Genomic DNA, 19,583 nt, shown 5'->3' with positions numbered 1-19,583 from the left:
CCCGCCGCAGGTCGGGGCAGACCCATGCCTTCTTTAGGCCATACTCGACCGTAGCCCCCCAAGGCGTCCCGGGTTAAGGTTCTGTCAACCGATCCGGGGGCGGTCGGGCGGCTGTGCGGGGGCTTGGCCGATCGCAGGGCGGGACGTGCGCGGGACCGGCAAATCGGGTCGGTCGGCGCCGATCCAACCAGGGCAGCTCGGGTCGCCTGCGTCCCGTGCGCGTTCCGCAGGCGATTGTGCCACTGGTTTAGGCCATGGCCCCGCGACAGATGACCTCCGGGCTCTTGCGCCCGGAGCGTTTCCCCTGCAAAACGTCGCACCCGCTGGACAGGTGCCACAGCACGCGGCACGATCCGGCGGCGCGCGTGAGAGAACCCGGGGAAAGAAAATGTCCGACGAGTCCGAGGCCTGGCACATGATGCCGGTGGCAATCCTGGCAATCCTCTGGAACCTTGCCGGATGCGCCGATTACGTGATGACTCAATATGGCGTGGCGCCGTATCTGCAGCTCTTCACCCAGACGCAGGCGGCCTATTTCACGTCCGTTCCCGCCTTTGTCGACGGCGCCTGGGCGGTGGCGGTCTGGGGCGGGCTGATCGGCGCGGTGCTGCTGTTTCTCAGGGTCGGCGCGGCGCCCTGGGTGCTGGGGTTCTCGGCGCTGGGGATGACCACGGCGGCGGTCTGGCTGATCGGCTTCGCGACGCCCGGCCTGACCGAGGTCGCGGGCTATTTCGGCGACGCGATGATTGCCGGGGCGGCGGCGATGGCGATCCTGTTCTATGCCTATGCCCGCCGGATGCGGGTTCTGGGCGAGCTTTAGCGCCCCGCCCGGGCGCGCCAGTCGGTCCAGTCTTCGGGCGTGTCGAGATCGGTGACGGCGCGTCCGCCCGGCAGGGCCAGGGTGCGCACCGTCTCGCGGGCCAGCAGGTCGCGGCCGCCGACATCGCCCGCCACCGTTTCAAGCGCGGGGAAAAGCCGCGCCGGAAACACCACCGGATGGCCCGGGCGGCCGTCCTCGGCTGTGGCGCGCAGGCAGCTGTCTGGGGCCTCGGCGAAGCTCTCGATCAGGCGGAGGAGATCCTCCGTCCCGATCTCGGGCAGGTCGGGCAGCATCACCATCAGCCCGCGCGCGCCCGCGGCGGCTGCGGCCTCGGCCCCGGCGCGCAGCGAGGCCGCCATGCCCTCGGCCGGGTCGACATGGGTGACCCTGAGGCGTGGCAGCCCGTCCAGCTGTTCGGCTCTGGGACCGCCCGCATGGCGGGGCAGGGTGACCAGAACCGGGGCACCGCTGGCTCCGGCCCGGCGGGCCTGACGGCGCAAGAGCGCCTCGCCGTCGACCGTCTCGAGCAGCTTGTCCCGCCCGCGCATCCGCGACGAGGCGCCGGCGGCGGGCATGAGGATCAGGATGTCGGTCATCTTTGCCGGTCCCCCTCTTTGTGAACGGCCTGCCGCCCCCGCGCGGCCGCCGTCAAGGTCATGAAACCCGACTGCTCCGCTGCGGTCCGTGACGGTAACAAAGATTAACGACCGGGCCGAAGACGGAGGAGATGCCGATGGGCAGACGGGTCATGCGGGCGCTGTGCGCCCTGGTGCTTATCCTAGGGGCAGGGGAGGCTCTGGCGCAAGGGCAGGGACGGGTCACGCCTCTGACGCCGACGGCGCGGCTGCTTTTGCTGGCCCCGCCGCCGGTACAGCCGATCTATTGCTGCAAGGTCTGCAGCAAGGGCAAGGCCTGCGGCGACAGCTGCATCAGCCGCAGCCGGTCCTGCCATGTCGGGCCCGGCTGCGCCTGCGATGGCTAGCGTGGGGCCTAGCGTTCGGGGATCAGCCCGCGCGGGCTGAAGCGCAGCACCACCAGCAGCACCACCCCCATGGTCAGAAGCCGCATATGCGCGACGCTGTCCAGAAGATGCGTCTTCAGCGCCGAGCCGTCGGCCATGCCGGAGGTGATCGCGCCCATCAGCCAGGCGCCAAAGGGTTCCACCTGCACCCAGAGGAACCAGATCAGGAAGCCGCCCAGCACCGAGCCCCAGTTGTTGCCCGACCCGCCGACGATCACCATCACCCAGATCAGGAAGGTAAAGCGCAGCGGCTGGAACGAGCTGGGGGTGAGCTGGCTGTCATAGGTGATCATCATCGCGCCTGCGAGCCCGCAGATGGCCGAACCGAGGATGAAGATCTGCAGATGCCGGCGGGTGACGTCCTTGCCCATGGCGGCGGCGGCGGTCTCGTTGTCGCGGATCGCGCGCATCATCCGGCCCCAGGGCGATTTCAACGCCTTCTCGCAAAGCCAGAGCAGGACCACCAGCACAAGGGCGAAGAGCCCCGCATAAAGCAGCTTGACGAAGATGGTCGAGGCGGTCAGCGGGTCCAGCCCAAGCTCCTGCGCGCGGGCGACGAATTCGGCGCTGGATTGCAGGTCGACCTCGTAGGGCACGGGGCGCGGGATGCCGTTGACGTTCTTGACGCCGCGGCTCAGCCAGTCCTCGTTCTTGAGGACAGCGATGATGATCTCGGCGATGCCGAGCGTGGCGATGGCCAGATAATCCGACCGAAGCCCCAGCGCGGTCTTGCCGATCACCCAGGCAGCCCCCGCCGCCAGCAGGGCGCCGACCGGCCAGCCGATCAGCACCGGCAGGCCGAGCCCGCCCAGATAGCCGGTCGCGGCCGGGTCGATGGCCTCGATCGCCTCGACCGCCGGGTCGAAGATCGCGCGGTAGAGAAAGAAGCCCGCGATCAGCCAGACGATCATGGCAATCCCGCGCAGACGGCCTTTTGCCATCTTCCGCCAGATCGCGATGGCCCCGGCAATGACGCCGAGCCCCACGGCCAGCCCGGCCCAGACGCGGACCCCGCCCGCGGCCCAGGCCTCGGGCACGGGGGGCATCGCGATCAGCACCACGGCCAGCCCGCCCAGCGCCGAAAAGCCCATGACGCCGATGTTGAAGAGCCCCGCATAGCCCCATTGCAGGTTGACCCCCAGCGCCATCACCGCCGAGATCAGCCCGTAATTCAGGATGAAGAGCGCGGCGTTCCAGCTTTGCAGGAAGCCCGTGCCCGCGATCAGAAGGGCCACCAGCGCGAAAAGCGCCCGGTCACGCATGGTCATATGGATTTCCCCCGGAAAAGCCCCGTCGGCCGGAACAGCAGCACGATCACCAGGATCACGAAGCTGACCGCGAACTTGTAGTCGGTGCTCAGAAGCTGCACGAGCCCGTCAGGCGCCAGATTGTCGGGCAGGGTATAGGTCAGCACCTTCTTCCAGGCATAGGTGACCATCACCTCGGAATAGGCGATCAGGAAGCCGCCCGCGATGGCGCCCAGCGGGCTGCCGATGCCGCCGACGATGGCCGAGGCGAAGATCGGCAGCAGGAGCTGGAAGTAGGTGAAGGGCTTGAACGACTTGTCGAGCCCGTACAGCACGCCCGCGATGGTCGCCAGGGCCGCCACGATGATCCAGGTGATCGCCACCACGCGCTCGGGGTTGATCCCCGACAGAAGCGCCAGATCCTCGTTGTCGGAAAAGGCCCGCATCGACTTGCCGGTGCGGGTATAGGTCAGGAACCAGAACAGAAGCGCCACCACGATCACCGCCGTGACGATGGTCAGCCCCTGGGTGCTGCGGATCGCCAGCCCCTCGTCGAGCCCGGTCATCGTCTTGAACTCGCGCGCGGTGATGATGAAACGCTCGCCATCGGCGAAGTTCTGTTCGCCCGGCCCGATGATGATACGCACGACGCCGTTGAGGATGAACATCACCCCCATCGAGACGATGACCAGGATCACCGGCTTGGCGCGCTGTTCGCGGTAGAAGCGATAGACCAGCCGGTCGGTGCCAAGCACCATCAGCGCGGTTCCGGCGATCCCGAAGGGCAGGGCCAGCAGGGCCGTGGGCAGCGGCCCGAACGAAACCCCTGCCGCCTGCAAAGCCCAGGTGACGAGGATCGTGACCATGGTCCCGAAGGCCATCGTGTCGCCATGGGCGAAGTTCGAAAAACGCAGGATGCCGTAGATCAGCGTGACCCCCAGCGCGCCAAGCGCGAGCTGCGCGCCATAGGCGGTGGCCGGGACCAGCACGAAATTGGCGAAAGCCACAAGGGCGTTGAGGAATTCCATCACTCGCAGGTCCCGATATAGGTCGTGGAAACCGGCCCCTCGGCCGCATGAACGGTATAGCGCGCGGCGGAGCGGGCGATGGCCAGATAGTGCCGCTCGGTCCCGGCGCCGCCTTGCAGGAAGAGCGTGCCGCCGGTTCCGGGGCCGCTCAGCGTGCCGATGGCCTCGACGCGACTGCCGGCAAGGCTCAGATCGGCGCGCGCCAGTTGAAGCCCCGCCCCCAGGCCGCCGATCCGTCCGCTGACCGCAGCCGTCACATCGGTCGCCTCGCAGGGCGCGGCCTCGCTGCAGGCGGTGGCGAAATGACAGCGCATCTCGAACCCGTTGGGGCCGGGATCAGGGGCGGTCCGCTCGGCGGTCTGGGCCGCGGCGGGCAGGGCCAGCGCGGCCCAGAGGCCGAGCAGCCCGGCCAGCGCGGCCAGTCTCTGCGGCCGGGGCGCGATCTCGGGGGCGTGGGTCACGGCGTGACTCCTTCGAACGGGTCCGGGGCGCGCGCCTCTGCGCCCGGACAGGCTTCAGTCCTTTTCGGCACAGGTGCCATGCACGGTGACGGCAATCGCCCGGGGCGTGCCGCCCTCGGGGTCGAGCAGCACCGCGTCATGCCGCGTCAGCACGAAATCGAGCGTCTCGAAGACGGTCAGCACGCCCGCACCCTGGCCGGGCTCCAGCCCGCCGCCGCTGGCCTGCAGGCGCACACCCTCGGTGCCGGGCAGGCGGCGGAATTCGTAGAACCGCCCGGTCTCGTCGGCGCCCTCGGGCGTCATCACCACCTTGGCGCCGGTCTTGCGCCCGACCTCCAGCGCATAGCGCAGCTCGGTCGGCTGACAGCCCGCGCGGCCCGCGTCCAGATTGCTGACGCAGGTCAGCCGCGCCACGCAGTCGAGGCTGACGGCCGCCGCCCCCGCCGCGCCGGCCGATACCGCCACCAGGGATCCCGCAAGGATTGCCAGATGTCTCATGCTCAGCCCCCCAGGAAGGTGCGCCGCACCTCGGGATCGTCGAGCAACGCCCGGCCGGTATCGGTATAGGCGTTGCGGCCCTGGACCAGCACATAGCCCTTGTCGGCGATCTCCAGCGCCTGACGCGCGTTCTGTTCCACCATCAGGATGGAAATGCCGGTCCGCGCCACCTCGATGATCCGGTCGAAGAGCTCGTCCATCACGATCGGGCTGACGCCCGCGGTGGGTTCGTCCAGCATCAGGACAGAGGGCCGGGTCATCAGCGCGCGGCCGACCGCGACCTGCTGGCGCTGGCCGCCCGACAGCTCGCCCGCCGCCTGCCGCCGCTTTTCCTTGAGGATCGGGAACAGCCGGTAGACCTCGTCGATGGTGCCCGAAATGTCGTCGCGGCGCAGGAAGGCGCCCATCTCGAGGTTCTCCTCGACCGTCATCGAGGTGAAGATGTTGTGGGTCTGCGGCACGAAGGCCATGCCCTTGGCGACGCGGGCCTGGGGGCTGAGGCGGGTGATGTCCTCGCCGTTCAGCCGTACCGCCCCGGCATGCACGTTCAGCATCCCGAAGACCGCCTTCATCGCGGTCGACTTGCCCGCCCCGTTGGGGCCCACGATCACCGCGATCTCGCCCTTCTCGACCGCCACCGTACAGCCGTGCAGGATATCGGCCCCGCCATAGCCGCCGGTCATCCGGTCCCCGATCAGGAAAGGCTCTGCCATGCGCGCTTCCGTTCTTCTTCTTGGTTCAAATACCCATGCCCAGGCCCGCAAGAGGCACCGGCCGGGCGGTTTGTCGGACGCCGGTCTCAGCAGGCGCCAGTCTCTGGCGCTGTTTCAGGCATTGGCACCCGCCTTCATCTTGTTCTTCAGCCCGGTGCCCAGATAGGCCTCGATCACCGCCTCGTTCTGCATGATCTCGTCTGCCTTGCCCTGGGCCAGCACCTTGCCCTCGGCCATCACGATCACCGGATCGCAAAGCCGGCCGATGAAGTCCATGTCATGCTCGATCACGCAGAAGGTGTAGCCGCGTTCCTTGTTCAGCCGGACGATGGCCTCGCCGATGGTGTTCAGAAGCGTGCGGTTGACGCCCGCGCCGACCTCGTCGAGGAAGACGATCTTGGCATCGACCATCATCGTCCGGCCCAGCTCCAGCAGCTTCTTCTGCCCGCCCGAAAGATTGCCCGCCTTCTCGTCGGCGACATGCGAGATCGTCAGGAACTCGAGCACCTCGTCGGCCTTGCGCGCCAGCGCGCGTTCCTCTTGGGCGATCCGGCCGCGCCGGAACCAGGCCGACCACAGCCCCTCGCCCGACTGGCCCGCGGGCACCATCATCAGGTTCTCGCGCACCGTCATCGAGGAAAATTCATGGGCGATCTGGAAGGTCCTGAGCAGCCCCTTGTGGAACAGCTCGTGCGGTTTCAGCCCGGTGATGTCCTCGCCATCCATCAGGACCCGGCCCGAGGTCGGCGGCAGCACCCCCGCGATCACGTTGAACAGGGTCGACTTGCCCGCACCGTTCGGCCCGATCAGCCCGGTGATCGAGCCGGTCTCGATCTCGATCGAGGCACCGTCGACGGCATGAAAGCCGCCGAAATGCTTGTGCAGGTTTTCGACCTTGATCATCGGTGTTTCCCTTTGCCGCCGCGTCCTTGCCCGGCGGCGGGCGCTTAGCGAATGGCACGGCCCGGGGCAACCTTTTTCAGCCCCGGGCCGTCCGGCCTTAATGTCGCGGCGCGGCTCAGCGGAACCGGTCGGTGACCGCCTTGCCGTCGGTGATGGTGAACTCTCGGAAGCTGCCCGCGCTTTCGCCCGACCCGATCATCTCGACATTGGTGGCGCCGACATAGTCGATGTCCTCGCCCGCCTTGAGCAGTTCGAGCCCCCTGGCCAGCTCGCCGGGCAGGATCTTCTCGCCGGGCGCGTTGGCCACGTCCATGATCTTGTCCTTGTAGTCCGCAGGCGCCGACGAGCCTGCCGCCTGCATCGCCAGCAACATCAGCGCAGCCGCGTCATAGTCTTCGGCCACATAGGACGAGGTGCCGTCGAAGCCCGCCTCGGCCGCCATGTCGAGGATGGTCTGCGCGCCGTCGCTGTCGGTGCCGGGCACGGTGCCGAACGAGCCGTCGAGCGGCGAGCCGATGGCCTCGATCAGCGAGTCGCCATACATGCCGTCGGGCAGGAAGAAGGTGTCGAAGGCGCCGGTATCGACCGAAGCCTGGATGATGCCCTTGCCGCCCTGATCGACATAGCCTGCCACGACCAGCATGTCGCCGCCCGCCGAGGCCAGCGCCGCGACCTCCGCCGAATAGTCGGCCTTGCCGTCCTCATGCGCGGCCGAGATCGTGACCGTGCCGCCGGCGGCCTCGAAGGCGGACTGGATCGAGTCGGCCAGACCCTTGCCGTAATCGTTGTTGGTGTAGGAAATCGCGACCGAGGAGATGCCGCGTTCCTTCAGCACGTCGGCGATCACCTCGCCCTGGCGCGCGTCCGACGGCGCGGTGCGGAAGAACAGCCCGTCATCCTCGGCGGTCGAGAGCGCGGGCGAAGTCGAGGAGGGCGAGATCATCACCACGCCGTTCGGCCGGGCGACGTTCTGCAGCACCGCACCGGACACGCCCGAACAGTCGGCGCCGACGATGCCGTTCACCTTGTCCGAGGTGACCAGCCGTTCGCCCGAGGCGGTGGCGGCGGCGGCGTCGACGCAGGTCGAGTCGGCCCGCACCGAGCTTACCGTGGCGCCGTCCAGCAGCGTGCCGGCCTTGTTGACCTCGGCAATCGCCAGTTCCGCGCCCGCGGCCATGTTCGGCGTGATCGATTCCAGCGGGCCGGTAAAGCCCAGAAGGATGCCGATCTTGACCTCTTCGGCGTTCGCGACGCCAGCGAGGGCCAGCGTGGCCGCGCTGGCCAGAAGCAGTTTCTTCATTCTTAGAACTCCCGTGTTGGAACGAAATTCATCGTGACCGTAAAAGCCGCGCAAGAAAAAGAAAAGGGCGTGCCTCGGCGCCCCGGGATCCCGGCCCGCAGGACAGCCCGCCCGCGCCCGTCCGGCGCCTCACGCCTCGAGCCTCCCGCCGCGGCTGCCGCGTTCGCGGTAGGGCGTGGTGTCGTAATGGGCGCGGTAGCATTTCGAAAAATGGCTGGGCGAGGCAAAGCCGCAGGCCAGCGCCACGTTGATCACGCTCATGTCCGTCTGCATCAGCAGGTTGCGCGCCTTCGACAGCCGCAGTTCCATGTAGTAGCGTTTCGGGCTGCGGTTCAGATAGCGCCGGAACAGCCGTTCGAGCTGGCGCGTCGACATGCCCACATCGCGCGCCAGCGTCGCGGGCGAGATCGGGTCCTCGAGGTTTTTCTCCATCACCTGGATGACCTGGCTCAGCTTGGGATGGCGGACCCCGATCCGGGTCGGGATCGACAGCCGCTGGGTGTCCTGATCGGTGCGGATCGAGGAATAGATCAACTGGTCGGCCACCGCATTGGCCAGATCCTGGCCATGGGTCTGCGCGATCAGCGTCAGCGCGAGGTCGATCGAGGCGGTGCCGCCCGCCGTGGTCATCCGGTTGCCATCGATCACGAAGACGGAGCGCGTCAGCTCGATCTCGGGGAAATCCTCCAGAAAGCCGTCCTGGTTTTCCCAGTGGATGGTCGCGCGCTTGCCGTCGAGCAGCCCGGCCCTGGCCAGCGCATGCGCCGCGGTGCACAGCCCGGCCACGATCAGCCCCTTGCGCGCCTCGCGCCGGAGCCAGCCGACCAGCGTCCGGGTGGTGGCCTTCTGCACGTCGATGCCGCCGCAGACGATGACGATCTCGTCGCGCCCCAGCGGCTCGAGGCCGATGTCAAGCAGCACCCGGCTGCCGTTCGAACAGGCCGCCTCGCCGCCGCCTTCGCCCGCCAGCCGCCAGCGGTAAAGCGTCTGCCCGGCCATGCGGTTGGCGATGCGAAACGGCTCGATGACGCCCGCGAAACTCATCATGGTGAAGCGGTCGAGCAGGACGAAGACGACGTCCTGCGGTTTCCGCCCGGAGGCGGCCGCGAGTGCGGTGCTGGATCTGTCGGGAACCGGGGCCAAGCATCCCTCCGCGCGTCGTGTCGATCAGCGATACAGAATTGTCCGTCGGGATCAAGGCCTGCGCGCGCAGGCGCGGGCGGGCAGGGGGGTCTGACCGCGCGGCTGACGGGCGCGCCGACGGGCGGGCGGCGGCACGGCCGGGGAGGCGCGGCGAATTCCGGGTAGCCGGATGCGGTCTCAGCTCTTATAAGGCGCCAATTGACGAAGAGCATGGAACCACGACGATGACCCCCTGGCAGAAATCGGATTGGCGTGCCCGCCCGCGGGTGCAGATGCCCGACTACACCGATGCGGCGGCCCTGACGGCCGTCGAGGCGCAGCTTGCCAAGTATCCGCCGCTGGTCTTTGCGGGCGAGGCGCGCAACCTCACCGCCAAGCTCGGACAGGCGGCGCAGGGCAAGGCCTTCCTGTTGCAGGGCGGCGACTGCGCCGAAAGCTTCGCCGAATTCTCCGCCGATACGATCCGCGACACCTTCAAGGTGCTGTTGCAGATGGCCATCGTGCTGACCTGGGGCGCCAAGGTGCCGGTGATCAAGGTCGGCCGGATGGCGGGCCAGTTCGCCAAGCCGCGCTCGGCGGCGACCGAGACGATGAACGGGGTCGAGCTGCCCAGCTATCGCGGCGACATCATCAACGGCTTCGACTTCACCCCCGAGGCGCGGATCCCCGATCCGGCGCGGATGCTGCAGGCCTATACCCAGGCCGCCGCCTCGCTGAATCTGCTGCGCGCCTTTTCCAAGGGCGGGTTCGCCGATATCCACCGGGTGCATGCCTGGACGCTGGGCTTCCTCGAACGCGACGAGGCCGAGAAATACCGCGACATGGCCAACCGGATCAGCGACACGCTGGCCTTCATGACCGCGGCGGGCGTCAACGGCGAGACCATGAACGGGCTCTCGACGGTCGATTTCTTCACCTCGCACGAGGCGCTTCTGCTGGAATACGAAGAGGCGCTGACCCGGGTCGACTCGACCTCGGGCAACTGGATCGCGGGCTCGGGCCACATGATCTGGATCGGCGACCGCACCCGTCAGGTCGATGGTGCCCATGTCGCCTTCTGCCAGGGTGTGATGAACCCGATCGGGCTGAAATGCGGGCCCTCGATGGCCGAGGACGACCTGAAGATCCTGATCGAGAAGCTGAACCCGAAGAACGTGCCGGGGCGGCTGACGCTGATCTCGCGCTTCGGGGCGGGCAAGGTGGGCGATCACCTGCCGCGGCTGATCAAGGTGGTGCGCGAGATGGGGGCCGAGGTGCTTTGGGTCTGCGACCCGATGCATGGCAACACCATCAAGTCGCCGAGCGGCTTCAAGACCCGGCCCTTCGACGCGGTGCTGTGCGAGGTGCAGGAGTTCTTCGCCGTCCACAAGGCCGAGGGCACGATCCCCGGCGGGGTGCATTTCGAGATGACCGGCAAGGACGTGACCGAATGCACCGGCGGCGTGCGCGCGGTGACCGACGAGGACCTGTCCTCGCGCTATCACACCGCCTGCGACCCGCGGCTCAATGCCAGCCAGGCGCTGGAACTGGCCTTCCTCGTCGCCGAGGAACTGTCGGCGCGCAACGACGCGGCCGCGGCCGCAGCCGCCATGTGATCCGCTCTGGCCGGCGGGGGCACAGTGCCCCTGCCGGACTACGCTTCATGCAAGGGCGCAAGACCGCCCGGCAACCTATTCCAGAACAACAAAAAAATCCCGCCCGCCTTCTGGCGGACGGGACGTTTCCTCCGGACAGGCGATACCCGTCGCCCGGCGTCCGGAGAGGACCATTCCTTGATGTCAGAACGCCGGTTCCGGTTCGACGATCCCGCCCTGAATGACCGTCAGTGCCGGGCGGCGCGCCTCGCCCGTGTCCTGCGCGGGGCGCGGTTCGGGATTGGCGGTTTCGCCGAGGATCTGGAACCGGCGGGGCGTCCAGCCCACGGTGCCGACCGTGGCCAGCGCGCCGAGGATCTTGGTGGGCGAGCCGTTCTCGCGGGCCAGCGGCAGCAGGATCATCCCGGCGAACAGGGCCTGGCGGTTGTAGCTGCGCGGCGAGATCAGCGTCAGCCGCACGCCCGCCCCGTCGCCCGCCAGAAGCGCCTCGATCTTGTCTTCCAGCACCGGGCGCGATTCCGGCAGGATCATCGCCGACAGCGGCATGCCGCGCATGTCCATGCCCATCAGGTCGGTCATGTGCTGGCCGGTCAGCCGCAGCCGCAGGTGGCGCGGCGCCATCGCCTCGGCCACGAAGCAGTTCGACAGCGCGCGCGAGAAGCCGCGCGGATCGAGCTGGGCCCGGCTGGGCAATGTGCCCTGATCGTCACGCAGCCCGGCCCAATAGGTTTCGACGTCGTCCAGGGCGGACAGGGCGCCTCCGGTTCGGTATCCCGACAGGGCGATCACCGCAGCGCGGGGACGGGTTTCGGACTCCACCATGGCAGTCTCCTTGCATCTCGGTATCGCCGCGGGCACCCTGTCCGCGGCGTTGTCGCCACCCGATCGAAGTGCTATCGCGATACGACCTCTGTTGAAAGGAATTTGCCACAAAATGGCCACTTATTCGCGCCTTTTTTATACCGAAGGTTAACGGGTTCATGTTGCAGTCGATGACCGCCTTCGCGTCCCGCTCCGGACAGACGGAAACGCATGTCTGGACATGGGAGTTGCGGGGCGTGAACGGGAAGGGGCTGGACCTGCGCCTGAGGCTGCCGGACTGGGTGTCCGGGCTGGAACAGGCGGTGCGGACGGCGGTGCAGGGGCGGGTGGCGCGCGGCAGCGTGACCCTGGGGCTGCGACTCACGGCCCGCGATTCGGCCCATAATGCCCTGCATGTGGACCCGGCCGCGCTGACGGCGGCGCTGACGCTGCTGGCCCGGGTCGAGGCCGAGGCGGCGCGGCAGGGGCTTCGTCTGGCGCCCTCGAGCGCGGTCGAGATCCTGGCGATGCGGGGGCTTGCCGACAGCGCCGCGCCCGACCCCGATACCGGCCCGCTGCTGGCGGCGCTGACCGCCGATCTCGGCCCGCTTCTTGACGACTTTGTGGCGATGCGGGCGGCCGAGGGCCGGGCGTTGACCACCGTGCTTTGCGACCATCTCGCCACAATTTCGTCACTGGCCGAGACCGCCGCCCGTGCGGCCGAGGCCCGGCGCGGGCAGATGGAAGACACACTGACGACCGCGCTTGCGCGGGTGCTGGAGGGCGCGGCGGGCGCCGATCCCGACCGGGTCGCGCAGGAACTGGCGCTGATCGCGGTCAAGACCGACGTCACCGAAGAGATCGACCGGCTCAGGGCCCATGTGGCGGCGGCCCGGGCGCTGATGGCGGCGGGCGAACCGGCCGGGCGCAAGCTCGATTTCCTGATGCAGGAATTCAACCGCGAGGCCAACACGCTGTGTTCCAAGGCGCAGTCGGCCGAGCTGACCCGGGTCGGGCTTGACCTCAAGGCGGTCATCGATCAGATGCGCGAACAGGTCCAGAACGTGGAGTAAGAGCCGATGGCGGCACGGCGCGGATTGCTGATCATCCTGTCCTCGCCCTCGGGCGCGGGCAAGTCGACGCTGGCGCGCCGGTTGCGCGACTGGGACCCGGCGATTGCCTTTTCGGTCTCGGCCACCACCCGGGCGCCGCGGCCGGGCGAGGTCGACGGGCACGACTATCATTTCCTGTCGGAACAGGCCTTCAAGGCGCAGGTCGCGCGCGGGGCCATGCTGGAACACGCCTTCGTCTTCGGCAATTTCTACGGCTCGCCCGAGGCGCCGGTGCGTGCCGCCATCGAGGCCGGGCAGGATGTGCTGTTCGACATCGACTGGCAGGGCGCGCAACAGATCCGCAATTCGTCGCTGGGCCAGCACACGCTGTCGATCTTCCTGCTGCCGCCCTCGATTGCCGAACTGCGCCGGCGTCTGGTCAGCCGCGGTCAGGACACCGCCGAGACCATCGCCGGCCGCATGCAGAAAAGCTGGGACGAGATCAGCCACTGGGACGGCTACGATTTCGTGCTGGTGAACGACGATCTCGACGCCACCGAAGAGAAGCTGAAGACCATCCTGACCGCCACCCGCCTGCGGCGCAGCCAGCAGCCCGGTCTGACCGAGCATGTGCGCGCGTTGCAGGCCGAATTCGAGGCCCTGCCATGACCCTTTACGCGCTTGACGGACTTGCCCCCACCCTGCCCGAGGACGGCGACTACTGGGTTGCCTCCGACGCCAACGTGATCGGCAACGTGATCCTCGGCGCGGGCGCCTCGATCTGGTTCGGCAGCACGCTTCGGGGCGATAACGAGCCGATCACCGTCGGCGCCGGGACCAATATCCAGGAAAACACCGTCTGCCATACCGATATGGGCTATCCGCTGACCATCGGCGCGGGCTGCACCATCGGCCACAAGGCGATGCTGCACGGCTGCACCATCGGCGAGAACACCCTGATCGGGATGGGCGCCACGGTGCTGAACGGCGCCCGGATCGGCCGGAACTGCCTGATCGGCGCCTCGGCCCTGATCACCGAGGGCAAGGCGATCCCCGATAACAGCCTGGTGATGGGCGCGCCGGGCAAGTTCGTGCGGCAGCTGGATGAGGCGGCCATCGAGCGGCTGCGGCAGTCGGCGCTGCACTATCAGGAAAACGCGCGCCGCTACCGGGCGGGTCTTGTCGCGATATGAGACCGACCGGGCGGCCCGTTCCGCCACGCGAGGGGCGCTAGTGCCGCGCGCGGGGGATCAGCTGAACCGTGATGCCCGGGCAAAGTGCCGCGATTTCGCGCCGGATGATTTCGGGGTTGGGCACGACGGGCGTCACCACGACATAAAGCCCGCGATAACCGCCAAGTTCCAGCTGCGTGGCCAGATCCATCGCGTCGAACTGTTCGGTCAGAAGCGGCGAGACCACCATGTCGACCGATTGCACCGAGGACAGCGCGGCCTGAACCAGACCGTAGGGCAGCCGCTCGACGCGCGCGCTGGCAAAGGGCATGCCGATTTCGGGCTGATCGACCCGATCGAAACCGATCAGAAGCGCCATTCCGCCACGGCCGGGGCCGGGTTCGGCATGAGGGGCTTGTCCGGGGCCTGTATAATCCATAGCCGCGCTCCTTTTGGCGACTGGCCATCACGGCCGAATTTCGGAAAACCTCGTCAACAACACTGTCAAGCTGTTCATTACGCCATGTACACAAGTCTGCCTATAGCGCGCGGGTGGGCAATCTGGCAATTGCCCAAAGGTCGATTCCGTAACGTCCAGCCGTCATGGCCGGGCCGGGGCCGGTCTTCAGGGATGGGGTGAAAAGTGAACGATTCTTTAGGGTTGTCAATTATTGCCGGCGTTCCCGTTCCGGTGGTGCTGATCGGACGGGACGAGCGCGTCAGCGCCCTCAATGATGCGGCCATGGCCCTGTTCGGCCCCAGCGGAACCGGTCGGCACTATGTGACCGTGCTGCGCCATCCGGCGCTTCTCGATTGTGTGGAAGAGGCGCTTCGGCTGCGCCAGCCGCGCCGCGCGCGCTATCTGCGCAGCGATCTGGGGCGCGATTCGACCTATGACGTGACCGCCAGCCCGCTTGAGGGCGTGGCAGCGGGCGGCGTCGTTCTCAGCTTTGCCGATATTTCCGACCGCGAGCAGGCCGGGCAGATCCGCCGCGATTTCGTGGCCAATGTCAGCCACGAGCTGAAAACCCCGCTGACCGCGCTGATGGGCTTTATCGAGACCCTGCGCGGCCCGGCCCGGGACGACGCGGCCGCGCGCGAGCGGTTTCTCGACATCATGGCGCGCGAGGCGGAACGGATGAACCGGCTGGTCAGCGATCTGCTGTCGCTGAGCCGGGTCGAGGCCGAAGAGCGGATGCGGCCCGGCGCGCGGGTCGATGTGGCGGCGCTGTTGCGGACCTCGGTGCAGACCTTGCGGTCGCTGGCGCGCGGCGCCGGGGTCGAGATGACGCTGGAGGGGGCCGAGGAGGCGACCCATGTGCTGGGCGACGAGGATCAGCTGACCCAGGTGTTTCACAACCTGATCGAGAACGGCATCAAGTATGGCGGCTCGGGCGGGGTGCTGCGGCTGGTCCTGACCCGGTCCGAGCGCGAGCTGGCGTTTCGCGGCCCCGGCGTGCGGATCGACGTGATCGACCGGGGCGAGGGGTTCGATCCGGTGCATATCCCGCGCCTGACCGAACGGTTCTACCGGGTCGACAGCCACCGCTCGCGCGAGATGGGCGGCACCGGGCTGGGGCTGGCCATCGTCAAGCATATCGTGAACCGCCATCGCGGCCGATTCCGGATCGACAGCGTTCCGGGCGAGGGAAGCACGTTTTCGGTGATGCTGCCGATGGCCTGACAACCCATGGTGGCAATGCGAAAGCGGGACCCCGAGATGTCGCAGCCGAATATGACGACTGTCATAAAACCGTTACTTCAGTGTCACAAAAGGTTGGCGCCGCAGGTCTAGGACCCGGGCCGAGGCCGCCCGCAGTCCCGCGGCCGAAACCAATCAGGAGCTATTCATGTCCTTTGCGAAACTGACCGCCTCGGCGCTCGCCATCGCTGCCGTTTCGGCGACCGCCGCCGCGGCGCGCGACAATGTCCAGGTTGCCGGGTCCTCTACCGTGCTGCCTTACGCCTCGATCGTCGCCGAAGCCTTCGGCGAGAACTTCGACTTCCCGACCCCGGTCGTGGAATCGGGCGGGTCGTCGGCCGGTCTGAAACGCTTCTGCGAAGGCGTCGGCGAAACCTCGATCGACATCGCGAACGCCTCGCGTCCGATCAAGGACAAGGAAATCGAAACCTGCAAGGCCAATGGCGTCTCGGACATCATCGAGGTCCGCGTCGGCTATGACGGGATCGTCTTCGCCAGCCAGCTGAACGGCCCGGCCTTCACCGCCTTCACGCCCTCGGACCTTTTCAAGGCGCTGGCCGCCGAACTGCCGGTCGACGGCAAGATGGTCGCGAACACCGCCTCGACCTGGGCCGATGCCAATCCCGAGCTGCCCGCGGTCGATATCGCCGCCTTCATCCCCGGCACCAAGCATGGCACCCGCGAAGTCTTCGAAGAGAAGGTGCTGATCGAGGGCTGCAAGGCCACCGGCGCGCTTGAGGCGATGGTCGGCATGGGCATGGACGAGAAAGACGCCGAGAAGGCCTGCAAGGCGGTGCGCACCGACGGCAAGTCGGTCGATATCGACGGCGACTACACCGAGACGCTGGCCCGCATCGACACCAACCCGAACGGCGTCGGCGTGTTCGGACTGGCCTTCTACGAGAACAACACCGACAAGCTGAAAGTGGCGACCATGTCGGGCATCGCGCCCTCGACCGAGACCATTGCCTCGGGCGAATATCCGGTGTCGCGTCCGCTGTTCTTCTACATCAAGAAGGCCCATATCGGCGTGATCCCCGGCCTGAAGGAATTCGCCGAATTCTTCGTGTCGGACGAAATGGCCGGCCCCGACGGCCCGCTGGCCGCCTATGGCCTGGTGTCGGACCCGGAACTGGCGGCGACCCAGGCGAAGGTTGCCAACGAAGAGACCATGAGCAACTAAGCTCGGCAGGTCCGGAAGGGCGGCCCCCACGCCGCCCTTCCGTCTTTTAGGTTGTTTCATCCCACAGACGGAGCGGTCATGCCTGTTCTCTGGCTCGTGCTCATCGTGTTCGCCCTCGGCGCCCTCGGCTTCGTGCTGGGCCGGCGCCGCGCCCTTGGCGGGGCGGGGGGCGACATTCGCCTGCTGCATTCGCTGCCCTCTTACTACGGCACCAATGTCGCCTTGCTGACCGTCGTCCCGGCTCTGTTCCTTCTGGGCATCTGGCTTCTGGTGCAGCCGATCGTGGTCGATGCGAAAGTGTCGGCCTTGCTGCCCGACAGCGCCATTTCCGAAGGCACCACCCGCGATCTGGTGATGAGCGACGTGCGCCGCATCGCCGAGGGGCTCGACAAGGCGGTGGCCGAGGGCGCGATGACCCATGCCCAGGCGCGCGACATCCGGGCCGAGTTTACCGATGTCCGCAACCGGCTTGGCGCGGTCGGCGTGGCGCTGGGTTCGAGGGTCGGCGCGCCCGAGCTTTTCGCCGCCCAGCGCTACCGCAGGATTGCGGGCGAGGGCAGTCTGGCGATGACCGGCGCGGTTCTGGCGCTGGCGCTGGGGGGCTTCGCGCTATCGCTGATCCGCACGACGCCCAGCTTCCGGGCGCGGAACTCGGTCGAGACCGGCATCCGCTATGTGCTGATCTTCGCGGCGACCATCGCGGTCCTGACCACCATCGGCATCGTGCTGTCTCTGGTCTTCAACACCATCGATTTCTTCCGGCTTTATCCCGCCTGGGACTTCTTCTTCGGCACGACCTGGAGCCCCAGCTTCGGCGGCGGGTCCGACCTTGGCATCCTGCCGCTTCTGTGGGGCACCTTCTATATCTCGATCATCGCGCTGGCGGTGTCGGTGCCGATCGGGCTGTTCGCGGCGATCTACCTGTCGGAATACGCCACACCGCATGTCCGCGCCTTCGCCAAGCCCATGATCGAGGTGCTGGCGGGCATTCCGACCATCGTTTACGGCCTCTTCGCGCTGCTGACGGTGGGGCCCCTCTTGCTGAAGGTTTTCGGTCAGGACGGGGTCGGCCTCATGCAGGCGGGCACGGCCGTCGTGACCGCAGGGCTGGTGATGGGCATCATGCTGATCCCCTTCGTCAGCTCGCTGTCGGACGACATCATCAACGCGGTGCCGCAGTCGATGCGCGACGGCTCGCTGGGGCTTGGCGCCACCCGGTCGGAAACCGTTCGCCAGGTTGTCCTTCCGGCGGCGCTGCCGGGCATCGTCGGCGCCATCCTTCTGGCCGCGAGCCGCGCCATCGGCGAGACCATGATCGTGGTGCTGGGGGCAGGGGCCGCGGCCAACCTGTCGCTGAACCCGTTCGAGGCGATGACCACGGTCACCGCCAAGATCGTCAGCCAGCTGACCGGTGACGCGGACTTCGCCAGCCCCGAGGCGCTGGTCGCCTTCGCGCTTGGCATGACGCTGTTCGTCATCACCCTTGGGCTGAACGTCTTCGCCCTTTACATCGTGCGCAAGTACCGGGAGCAGTACGAATGACCGACGTCCCCTTCACCGACGCATCGTCCGGCCCGGCCCGGCCCGCCCGCACCGGTTCGCTGCTCGAGGCCGACGCGCGCACCCGCCGCCGCAACGCCGCCGAAGCCCGGTTCCGGCTGTACGGGATCGCCGCGGTCGGGGTCGGCCTGTTCTTCCTGGCGGCGCTGCTTTACGCCATCTTCTCGAACGGCATCGGCGCCTTCCAGCAGACCGGCTACACGCTGCAGGTCGAATTCCGCGAGGACGTTCTGGACAAGACCGGCAATCGCGACCTCGAAGATATCAAGTCGGTCAAGACCTTCGCCTATTCGCCGCTGCTGCGCGCGGCGATGCTGCGCGAGATCGAGACGCACGGGATCGACACGCCGCTGGCCGATGCCAAGGTCACCGGCTTTTCCTCGCCGCTCGACAAGCTGTTTTCCGATGGCGCCCGCTCGACCTTGCGCGACATGGTGCTGGCCGACCCGAGCCTGATCGGGCACACGGTCGCGGTACGCATCCTCGCCTCGTCACGGGTCGATGGCTATCTCAAGGGGCGCGTCAGCCGCGAGTCGATCGAGCGCGACAAGAACCTCGACGCGGTCCATCTGGACCTGATCGACAAGCTGCGCGATGCGGGCGTCGCGACCAAGGGCTTCAACCTGGCCTTCATCACCGGGCCCGACGCCTCGGACGCGCGCCCCGAACAGGCGGGGCTGGGCGTGGCGATGCTGGGCTCGCTTTACATGATGATCGTGGTGCTTCTGCTGTCCTTGCCCATCGGGGTCGCGGCCTCGATCTATCTGGAGGAATTCGCCCCCCAGAACCGCTTTACCGACATCATCGAGGTCAATATCTCGAACCTCGCGGCGGTGCCCTCGATCGTCTTCGGGATCCTCGGGCTGGCGGTCTTCATCCAGTTCGTCCACCTGCCTCAATCGGCGCCGCTGGTCGGCGGGCTGGTGCTGTCGCTGATGACCCTGCCGACGATCATCATCTCGACCCGCGCCTCGCTGAAGGCGGTGCCGCCCTCGATCCGCGACGCGGCGCTGGGGGTAGGGGCCTCGAAGATGCAGGCGGTGTTTCACCATGTGCTGCCGCTGGCGATGCCCGGCATCCTGACCGGCACCATCATCGGACTGGCCCAGGCGCTGGGCGAAACCGCGCCGCTCTTGCTGATCGGGATGGTCGGCTTCATCGCCTCGAACTATCCCGACGGCGCGGTCTCGGGCTTTCTCGCGCCGAACTCGGCCATGCCCGCGCAGATCTACGAATGGGCCAAACGGGCCGACCCGGCCTTCTACGAACGGGCCTGGGGCGGCATCATCATCCTGCTTCTGTTCCTGATGACCATGAACATCATCGCCATCATCCTGCGCCGCCGCTTCGAGCGCCGCTGGTAGATCGCCGCGAAAGGACATCT

General features: G+C 67.5%; 21 protein-coding genes. 10 read left to right on the top strand and 11 right to left on the bottom strand.

Translation table 11 applies throughout. From position 1 onward, the window contains the following. Positions 1–388 precede the first annotated feature (388 nt). Positions 389–820: a hypothetical protein gene (locus DSD19_RS11105; RefSeq protein WP_075786357.1), complete on the top strand. Its 432-nt coding sequence runs from the start codon at positions 389–391 to the stop codon at positions 818–820. Here DSD19_RS11105 and DSD19_RS11100 read toward each other — a convergent pair. Next, complete coding sequence (locus tag DSD19_RS11100; RefSeq protein WP_113669625.1) at positions 817–1,416, bottom strand: NTP transferase domain-containing protein; 600 nt, start codon at positions 1,414–1,416, stop codon at positions 817–819. The two genes, DSD19_RS11105 and DSD19_RS11100, sit on opposite strands and share 4 nt — an antisense overlap. A gap of 137 nt (positions 1,417–1,553) precedes the next feature. Between DSD19_RS11100 and DSD19_RS11095 the strand changes: the two genes are divergently transcribed. Then, positions 1,554–1,802 carry a hypothetical protein gene (locus DSD19_RS11095; protein WP_113669624.1) on the top strand — a complete coding sequence of 83 codons (249 nt, stop codon included), beginning with the start codon at positions 1,554–1,556 and terminating at the stop codon, positions 1,800–1,802. 8 nt (positions 1,803–1,810) lie between these two features. Here the strand turns inward: DSD19_RS11095 and DSD19_RS11090 are convergent, their stop codons facing one another. The 8 genes from DSD19_RS11090 to DSD19_RS11055 all read right to left on the bottom strand — a co-directional run bounded on the left by DSD19_RS11090 (position 1,811) and on the right by DSD19_RS11055 (position 9,038). After that, a complete protein-coding gene (locus DSD19_RS11090) occupies positions 1,811–3,103 on the bottom strand; it encodes a branched-chain amino acid ABC transporter permease (RefSeq protein ID WP_113669650.1) in 1,293 nt (430 codons plus the stop codon). Between the two features lie 2 nt (positions 3,104–3,105). Further along, a complete protein-coding gene (locus tag DSD19_RS11085; protein ID WP_113669623.1) occupies positions 3,106–4,116 on the bottom strand; it encodes a branched-chain amino acid ABC transporter permease in 1,011 nt (336 codons plus the stop codon). Further along, positions 4,116–4,577 carry a hypothetical protein gene (locus tag DSD19_RS11080; RefSeq protein WP_113669622.1) on the bottom strand — a complete coding sequence of 154 codons (462 nt, stop codon included), beginning with the start codon at positions 4,575–4,577 and terminating at the stop codon, positions 4,116–4,118. The genes DSD19_RS11085 and DSD19_RS11080 overlap by 1 nt, the downstream gene beginning before the upstream one ends. 54 nt (positions 4,578–4,631) lie before the next feature. Beyond that, positions 4,632–5,075, bottom strand: coding sequence for a hypothetical protein (locus DSD19_RS11075; protein ID WP_075786362.1), 444 nt, complete (start codon positions 5,073–5,075; stop codon positions 4,632–4,634). A 2-nt stretch (positions 5,076–5,077) separates the two neighbouring features. Further along, positions 5,078–5,788 (bottom strand): ABC transporter ATP-binding protein, encoded by a 711-nt coding sequence (locus tag DSD19_RS11070; RefSeq protein ID WP_075786363.1) that lies wholly within the window; start codon positions 5,786–5,788, stop codon positions 5,078–5,080. Between the two features lie 114 nt (positions 5,789–5,902). Further along, entirely contained in the window at positions 5,903–6,691 is a 789-nt protein-coding gene (locus DSD19_RS11065) for an ABC transporter ATP-binding protein (RefSeq protein WP_075786364.1), read from the bottom strand. 115 nt (positions 6,692–6,806) lie between these two features. Further along, positions 6,807–7,991 carry an ABC transporter substrate-binding protein gene (locus DSD19_RS11060; protein ID WP_113669621.1) on the bottom strand — a complete coding sequence of 395 codons (1,185 nt, stop codon included), beginning with the start codon at positions 7,989–7,991 and terminating at the stop codon, positions 6,807–6,809. Between the two features lie 129 nt (positions 7,992–8,120). Further along, positions 8,121–9,038 carry a GlxA family transcriptional regulator gene (locus tag DSD19_RS11055; protein WP_113669649.1) on the bottom strand — a complete coding sequence of 306 codons (918 nt, stop codon included), beginning with the start codon at positions 9,036–9,038 and terminating at the stop codon, positions 8,121–8,123. Positions 9,039–9,358: 320 nt separating this feature from the next. Between DSD19_RS11055 and DSD19_RS11050 the strand changes: the two genes are divergently transcribed. Next, positions 9,359–10,729, top strand: a complete 1,371-nt coding sequence (locus DSD19_RS11050; RefSeq protein WP_113669620.1) for a class II 3-deoxy-7-phosphoheptulonate synthase — start codon at positions 9,359–9,361, stop codon at positions 10,727–10,729. A 183-nt stretch (positions 10,730–10,912) separates the two neighbouring features. Here the strand turns inward: DSD19_RS11050 and DSD19_RS11045 are convergent, their stop codons facing one another. Further along, a complete protein-coding gene (locus DSD19_RS11045) occupies positions 10,913–11,551 on the bottom strand; it encodes a PAS domain-containing protein (RefSeq protein ID WP_113669619.1) in 639 nt (212 codons plus the stop codon). A gap of 158 nt (positions 11,552–11,709) precedes the next feature. Here DSD19_RS11045 and DSD19_RS11040 point away from each other — a divergent pair, with 158 nt between their 5' ends. Genes DSD19_RS11040 through DSD19_RS11030 form a run of 3 tightly spaced genes read left to right on the top strand, consistent with a single transcriptional unit; the run spans position 11,710 to position 13,775 of the window. Beyond that, on the top strand, positions 11,710–12,603 hold the full coding sequence (locus tag DSD19_RS11040; RefSeq protein WP_113669618.1) for a YicC/YloC family endoribonuclease: 894 nt from the start codon (positions 11,710–11,712) through the stop codon (positions 12,601–12,603). 6 nt (positions 12,604–12,609) lie between these two features. After that, on the top strand, positions 12,610–13,251 hold the full coding sequence (gene gmk / locus DSD19_RS11035; protein ID WP_075786370.1) for a guanylate kinase: 642 nt from the start codon (positions 12,610–12,612) through the stop codon (positions 13,249–13,251). After that, positions 13,248–13,775 carry a gamma carbonic anhydrase family protein gene (locus tag DSD19_RS11030; protein WP_075786371.1) on the top strand — a complete coding sequence of 176 codons (528 nt, stop codon included), beginning with the start codon at positions 13,248–13,250 and terminating at the stop codon, positions 13,773–13,775. Before gmk ends, DSD19_RS11030 begins: the two co-directional genes overlap by 4 nt. A 37-nt stretch (positions 13,776–13,812) precedes the next feature. Here the strand turns inward: DSD19_RS11030 and DSD19_RS11025 are convergent, their stop codons facing one another. Further along, positions 13,813–14,193 (bottom strand): hypothetical protein, encoded by a 381-nt coding sequence (locus tag DSD19_RS11025; RefSeq protein WP_075786372.1) that lies wholly within the window; start codon positions 14,191–14,193, stop codon positions 13,813–13,815. Positions 14,194–14,397: 204 nt separating this feature from the next. Here DSD19_RS11025 and DSD19_RS11020 point away from each other — a divergent pair, with 204 nt between their 5' ends. From DSD19_RS11020 to pstA, 4 genes are all read left to right on the top strand, one after another. Then, positions 14,398–15,438 (top strand): ATP-binding protein, encoded by a 1,041-nt coding sequence (locus tag DSD19_RS11020; protein WP_075786373.1) that lies wholly within the window; start codon positions 14,398–14,400, stop codon positions 15,436–15,438. A gap of 166 nt (positions 15,439–15,604) precedes the next feature. Then, positions 15,605–16,639 carry a substrate-binding domain-containing protein gene (locus DSD19_RS11015; protein WP_113669617.1) on the top strand — a complete coding sequence of 345 codons (1,035 nt, stop codon included), beginning with the start codon at positions 15,605–15,607 and terminating at the stop codon, positions 16,637–16,639. A 78-nt stretch (positions 16,640–16,717) separates the two neighbouring features. Then, positions 16,718–18,181, top strand: a complete 1,464-nt coding sequence (pstC, locus tag DSD19_RS11010) for a phosphate ABC transporter permease subunit PstC (RefSeq protein WP_113669616.1) — start codon at positions 16,718–16,720, stop codon at positions 18,179–18,181. Continuing rightward, entirely contained in the window at positions 18,178–19,563 is a 1,386-nt protein-coding gene (gene pstA, locus DSD19_RS11005; protein ID WP_113669615.1) for a phosphate ABC transporter permease PstA, read from the top strand. The genes pstC and pstA overlap by 4 nt, the downstream gene beginning before the upstream one ends. Positions 19,564–19,583 lie beyond the last annotated feature (20 nt).

The sequence above is a fragment of the Rhodovulum sp. BSW8 genome (assembly GCF_003314725.1).
GTDB lineage: Bacteria > Pseudomonadota > Alphaproteobacteria > Rhodobacterales > Rhodobacteraceae > Rhodovulum > Rhodovulum visakhapatnamense.
Note: the sequence above shows the minus strand (reverse complement) of the source record. Positions and strands in the feature narration are given on the sequence as shown.

Coding starts and splice junctions, on each gene's coding strand:
- pstC (WP_113669616.1), top strand. CDS start 16,718: ATGCCTGTTCTCTGGCTCGTGCTCATCGTGTTCGCCCTCGGCGCCCTC.
- DSD19_RS11045 (WP_113669619.1), bottom strand. CDS start 11,551: ATGGTGGAGTCCGAAACCCGTCCCCGCGCTGCGGTGATCGCCCTGTCG.
- DSD19_RS11090 (WP_113669650.1), bottom strand. CDS start 3,103: ATGCGTGACCGGGCGCTTTTCGCGCTGGTGGCCCTTCTGATCGCGGGC.
- DSD19_RS11060 (WP_113669621.1), bottom strand. CDS start 7,991: ATGAAGAAACTGCTTCTGGCCAGCGCGGCCACGCTGGCCCTCGCTGGC.
- DSD19_RS11105 (WP_075786357.1), top strand. CDS start 389: ATGTCCGACGAGTCCGAGGCCTGGCACATGATGCCGGTGGCAATCCTG.
- DSD19_RS11065 (WP_075786364.1), bottom strand. CDS start 6,691: ATGATCAAGGTCGAAAACCTGCACAAGCATTTCGGCGGCTTTCATGCC.
- DSD19_RS11095 (WP_113669624.1), top strand. CDS start 1,554: ATGGGCAGACGGGTCATGCGGGCGCTGTGCGCCCTGGTGCTTATCCTA.
- DSD19_RS11030 (WP_075786371.1), top strand. CDS start 13,248: ATGACCCTTTACGCGCTTGACGGACTTGCCCCCACCCTGCCCGAGGAC.
- DSD19_RS11055 (WP_113669649.1), bottom strand. CDS start 9,038: ATGATGAGTTTCGCGGGCGTCATCGAGCCGTTTCGCATCGCCAACCGC.
- DSD19_RS11070 (WP_075786363.1), bottom strand. CDS start 5,788: ATGGCAGAGCCTTTCCTGATCGGGGACCGGATGACCGGCGGCTATGGC.
- DSD19_RS11040 (WP_113669618.1), top strand. CDS start 11,710: ATGTTGCAGTCGATGACCGCCTTCGCGTCCCGCTCCGGACAGACGGAA.
- DSD19_RS11085 (WP_113669623.1), bottom strand. CDS start 4,116: ATGGAATTCCTCAACGCCCTTGTGGCTTTCGCCAATTTCGTGCTGGTC.
- DSD19_RS11025 (WP_075786372.1), bottom strand. CDS start 14,193: ATGGATTATACAGGCCCCGGACAAGCCCCTCATGCCGAACCCGGCCCC.
- DSD19_RS11100 (WP_113669625.1), bottom strand. CDS start 1,416: ATGACCGACATCCTGATCCTCATGCCCGCCGCCGGCGCCTCGTCGCGG.
- pstA (WP_113669615.1), top strand. CDS start 18,178: ATGACCGACGTCCCCTTCACCGACGCATCGTCCGGCCCGGCCCGGCCC.
- DSD19_RS11015 (WP_113669617.1), top strand. CDS start 15,605: ATGTCCTTTGCGAAACTGACCGCCTCGGCGCTCGCCATCGCTGCCGTT.
- gmk (WP_075786370.1), top strand. CDS start 12,610: ATGGCGGCACGGCGCGGATTGCTGATCATCCTGTCCTCGCCCTCGGGC.
- DSD19_RS11050 (WP_113669620.1), top strand. CDS start 9,359: ATGACCCCCTGGCAGAAATCGGATTGGCGTGCCCGCCCGCGGGTGCAG.
- DSD19_RS11075 (WP_075786362.1), bottom strand. CDS start 5,075: ATGAGACATCTGGCAATCCTTGCGGGATCCCTGGTGGCGGTATCGGCC.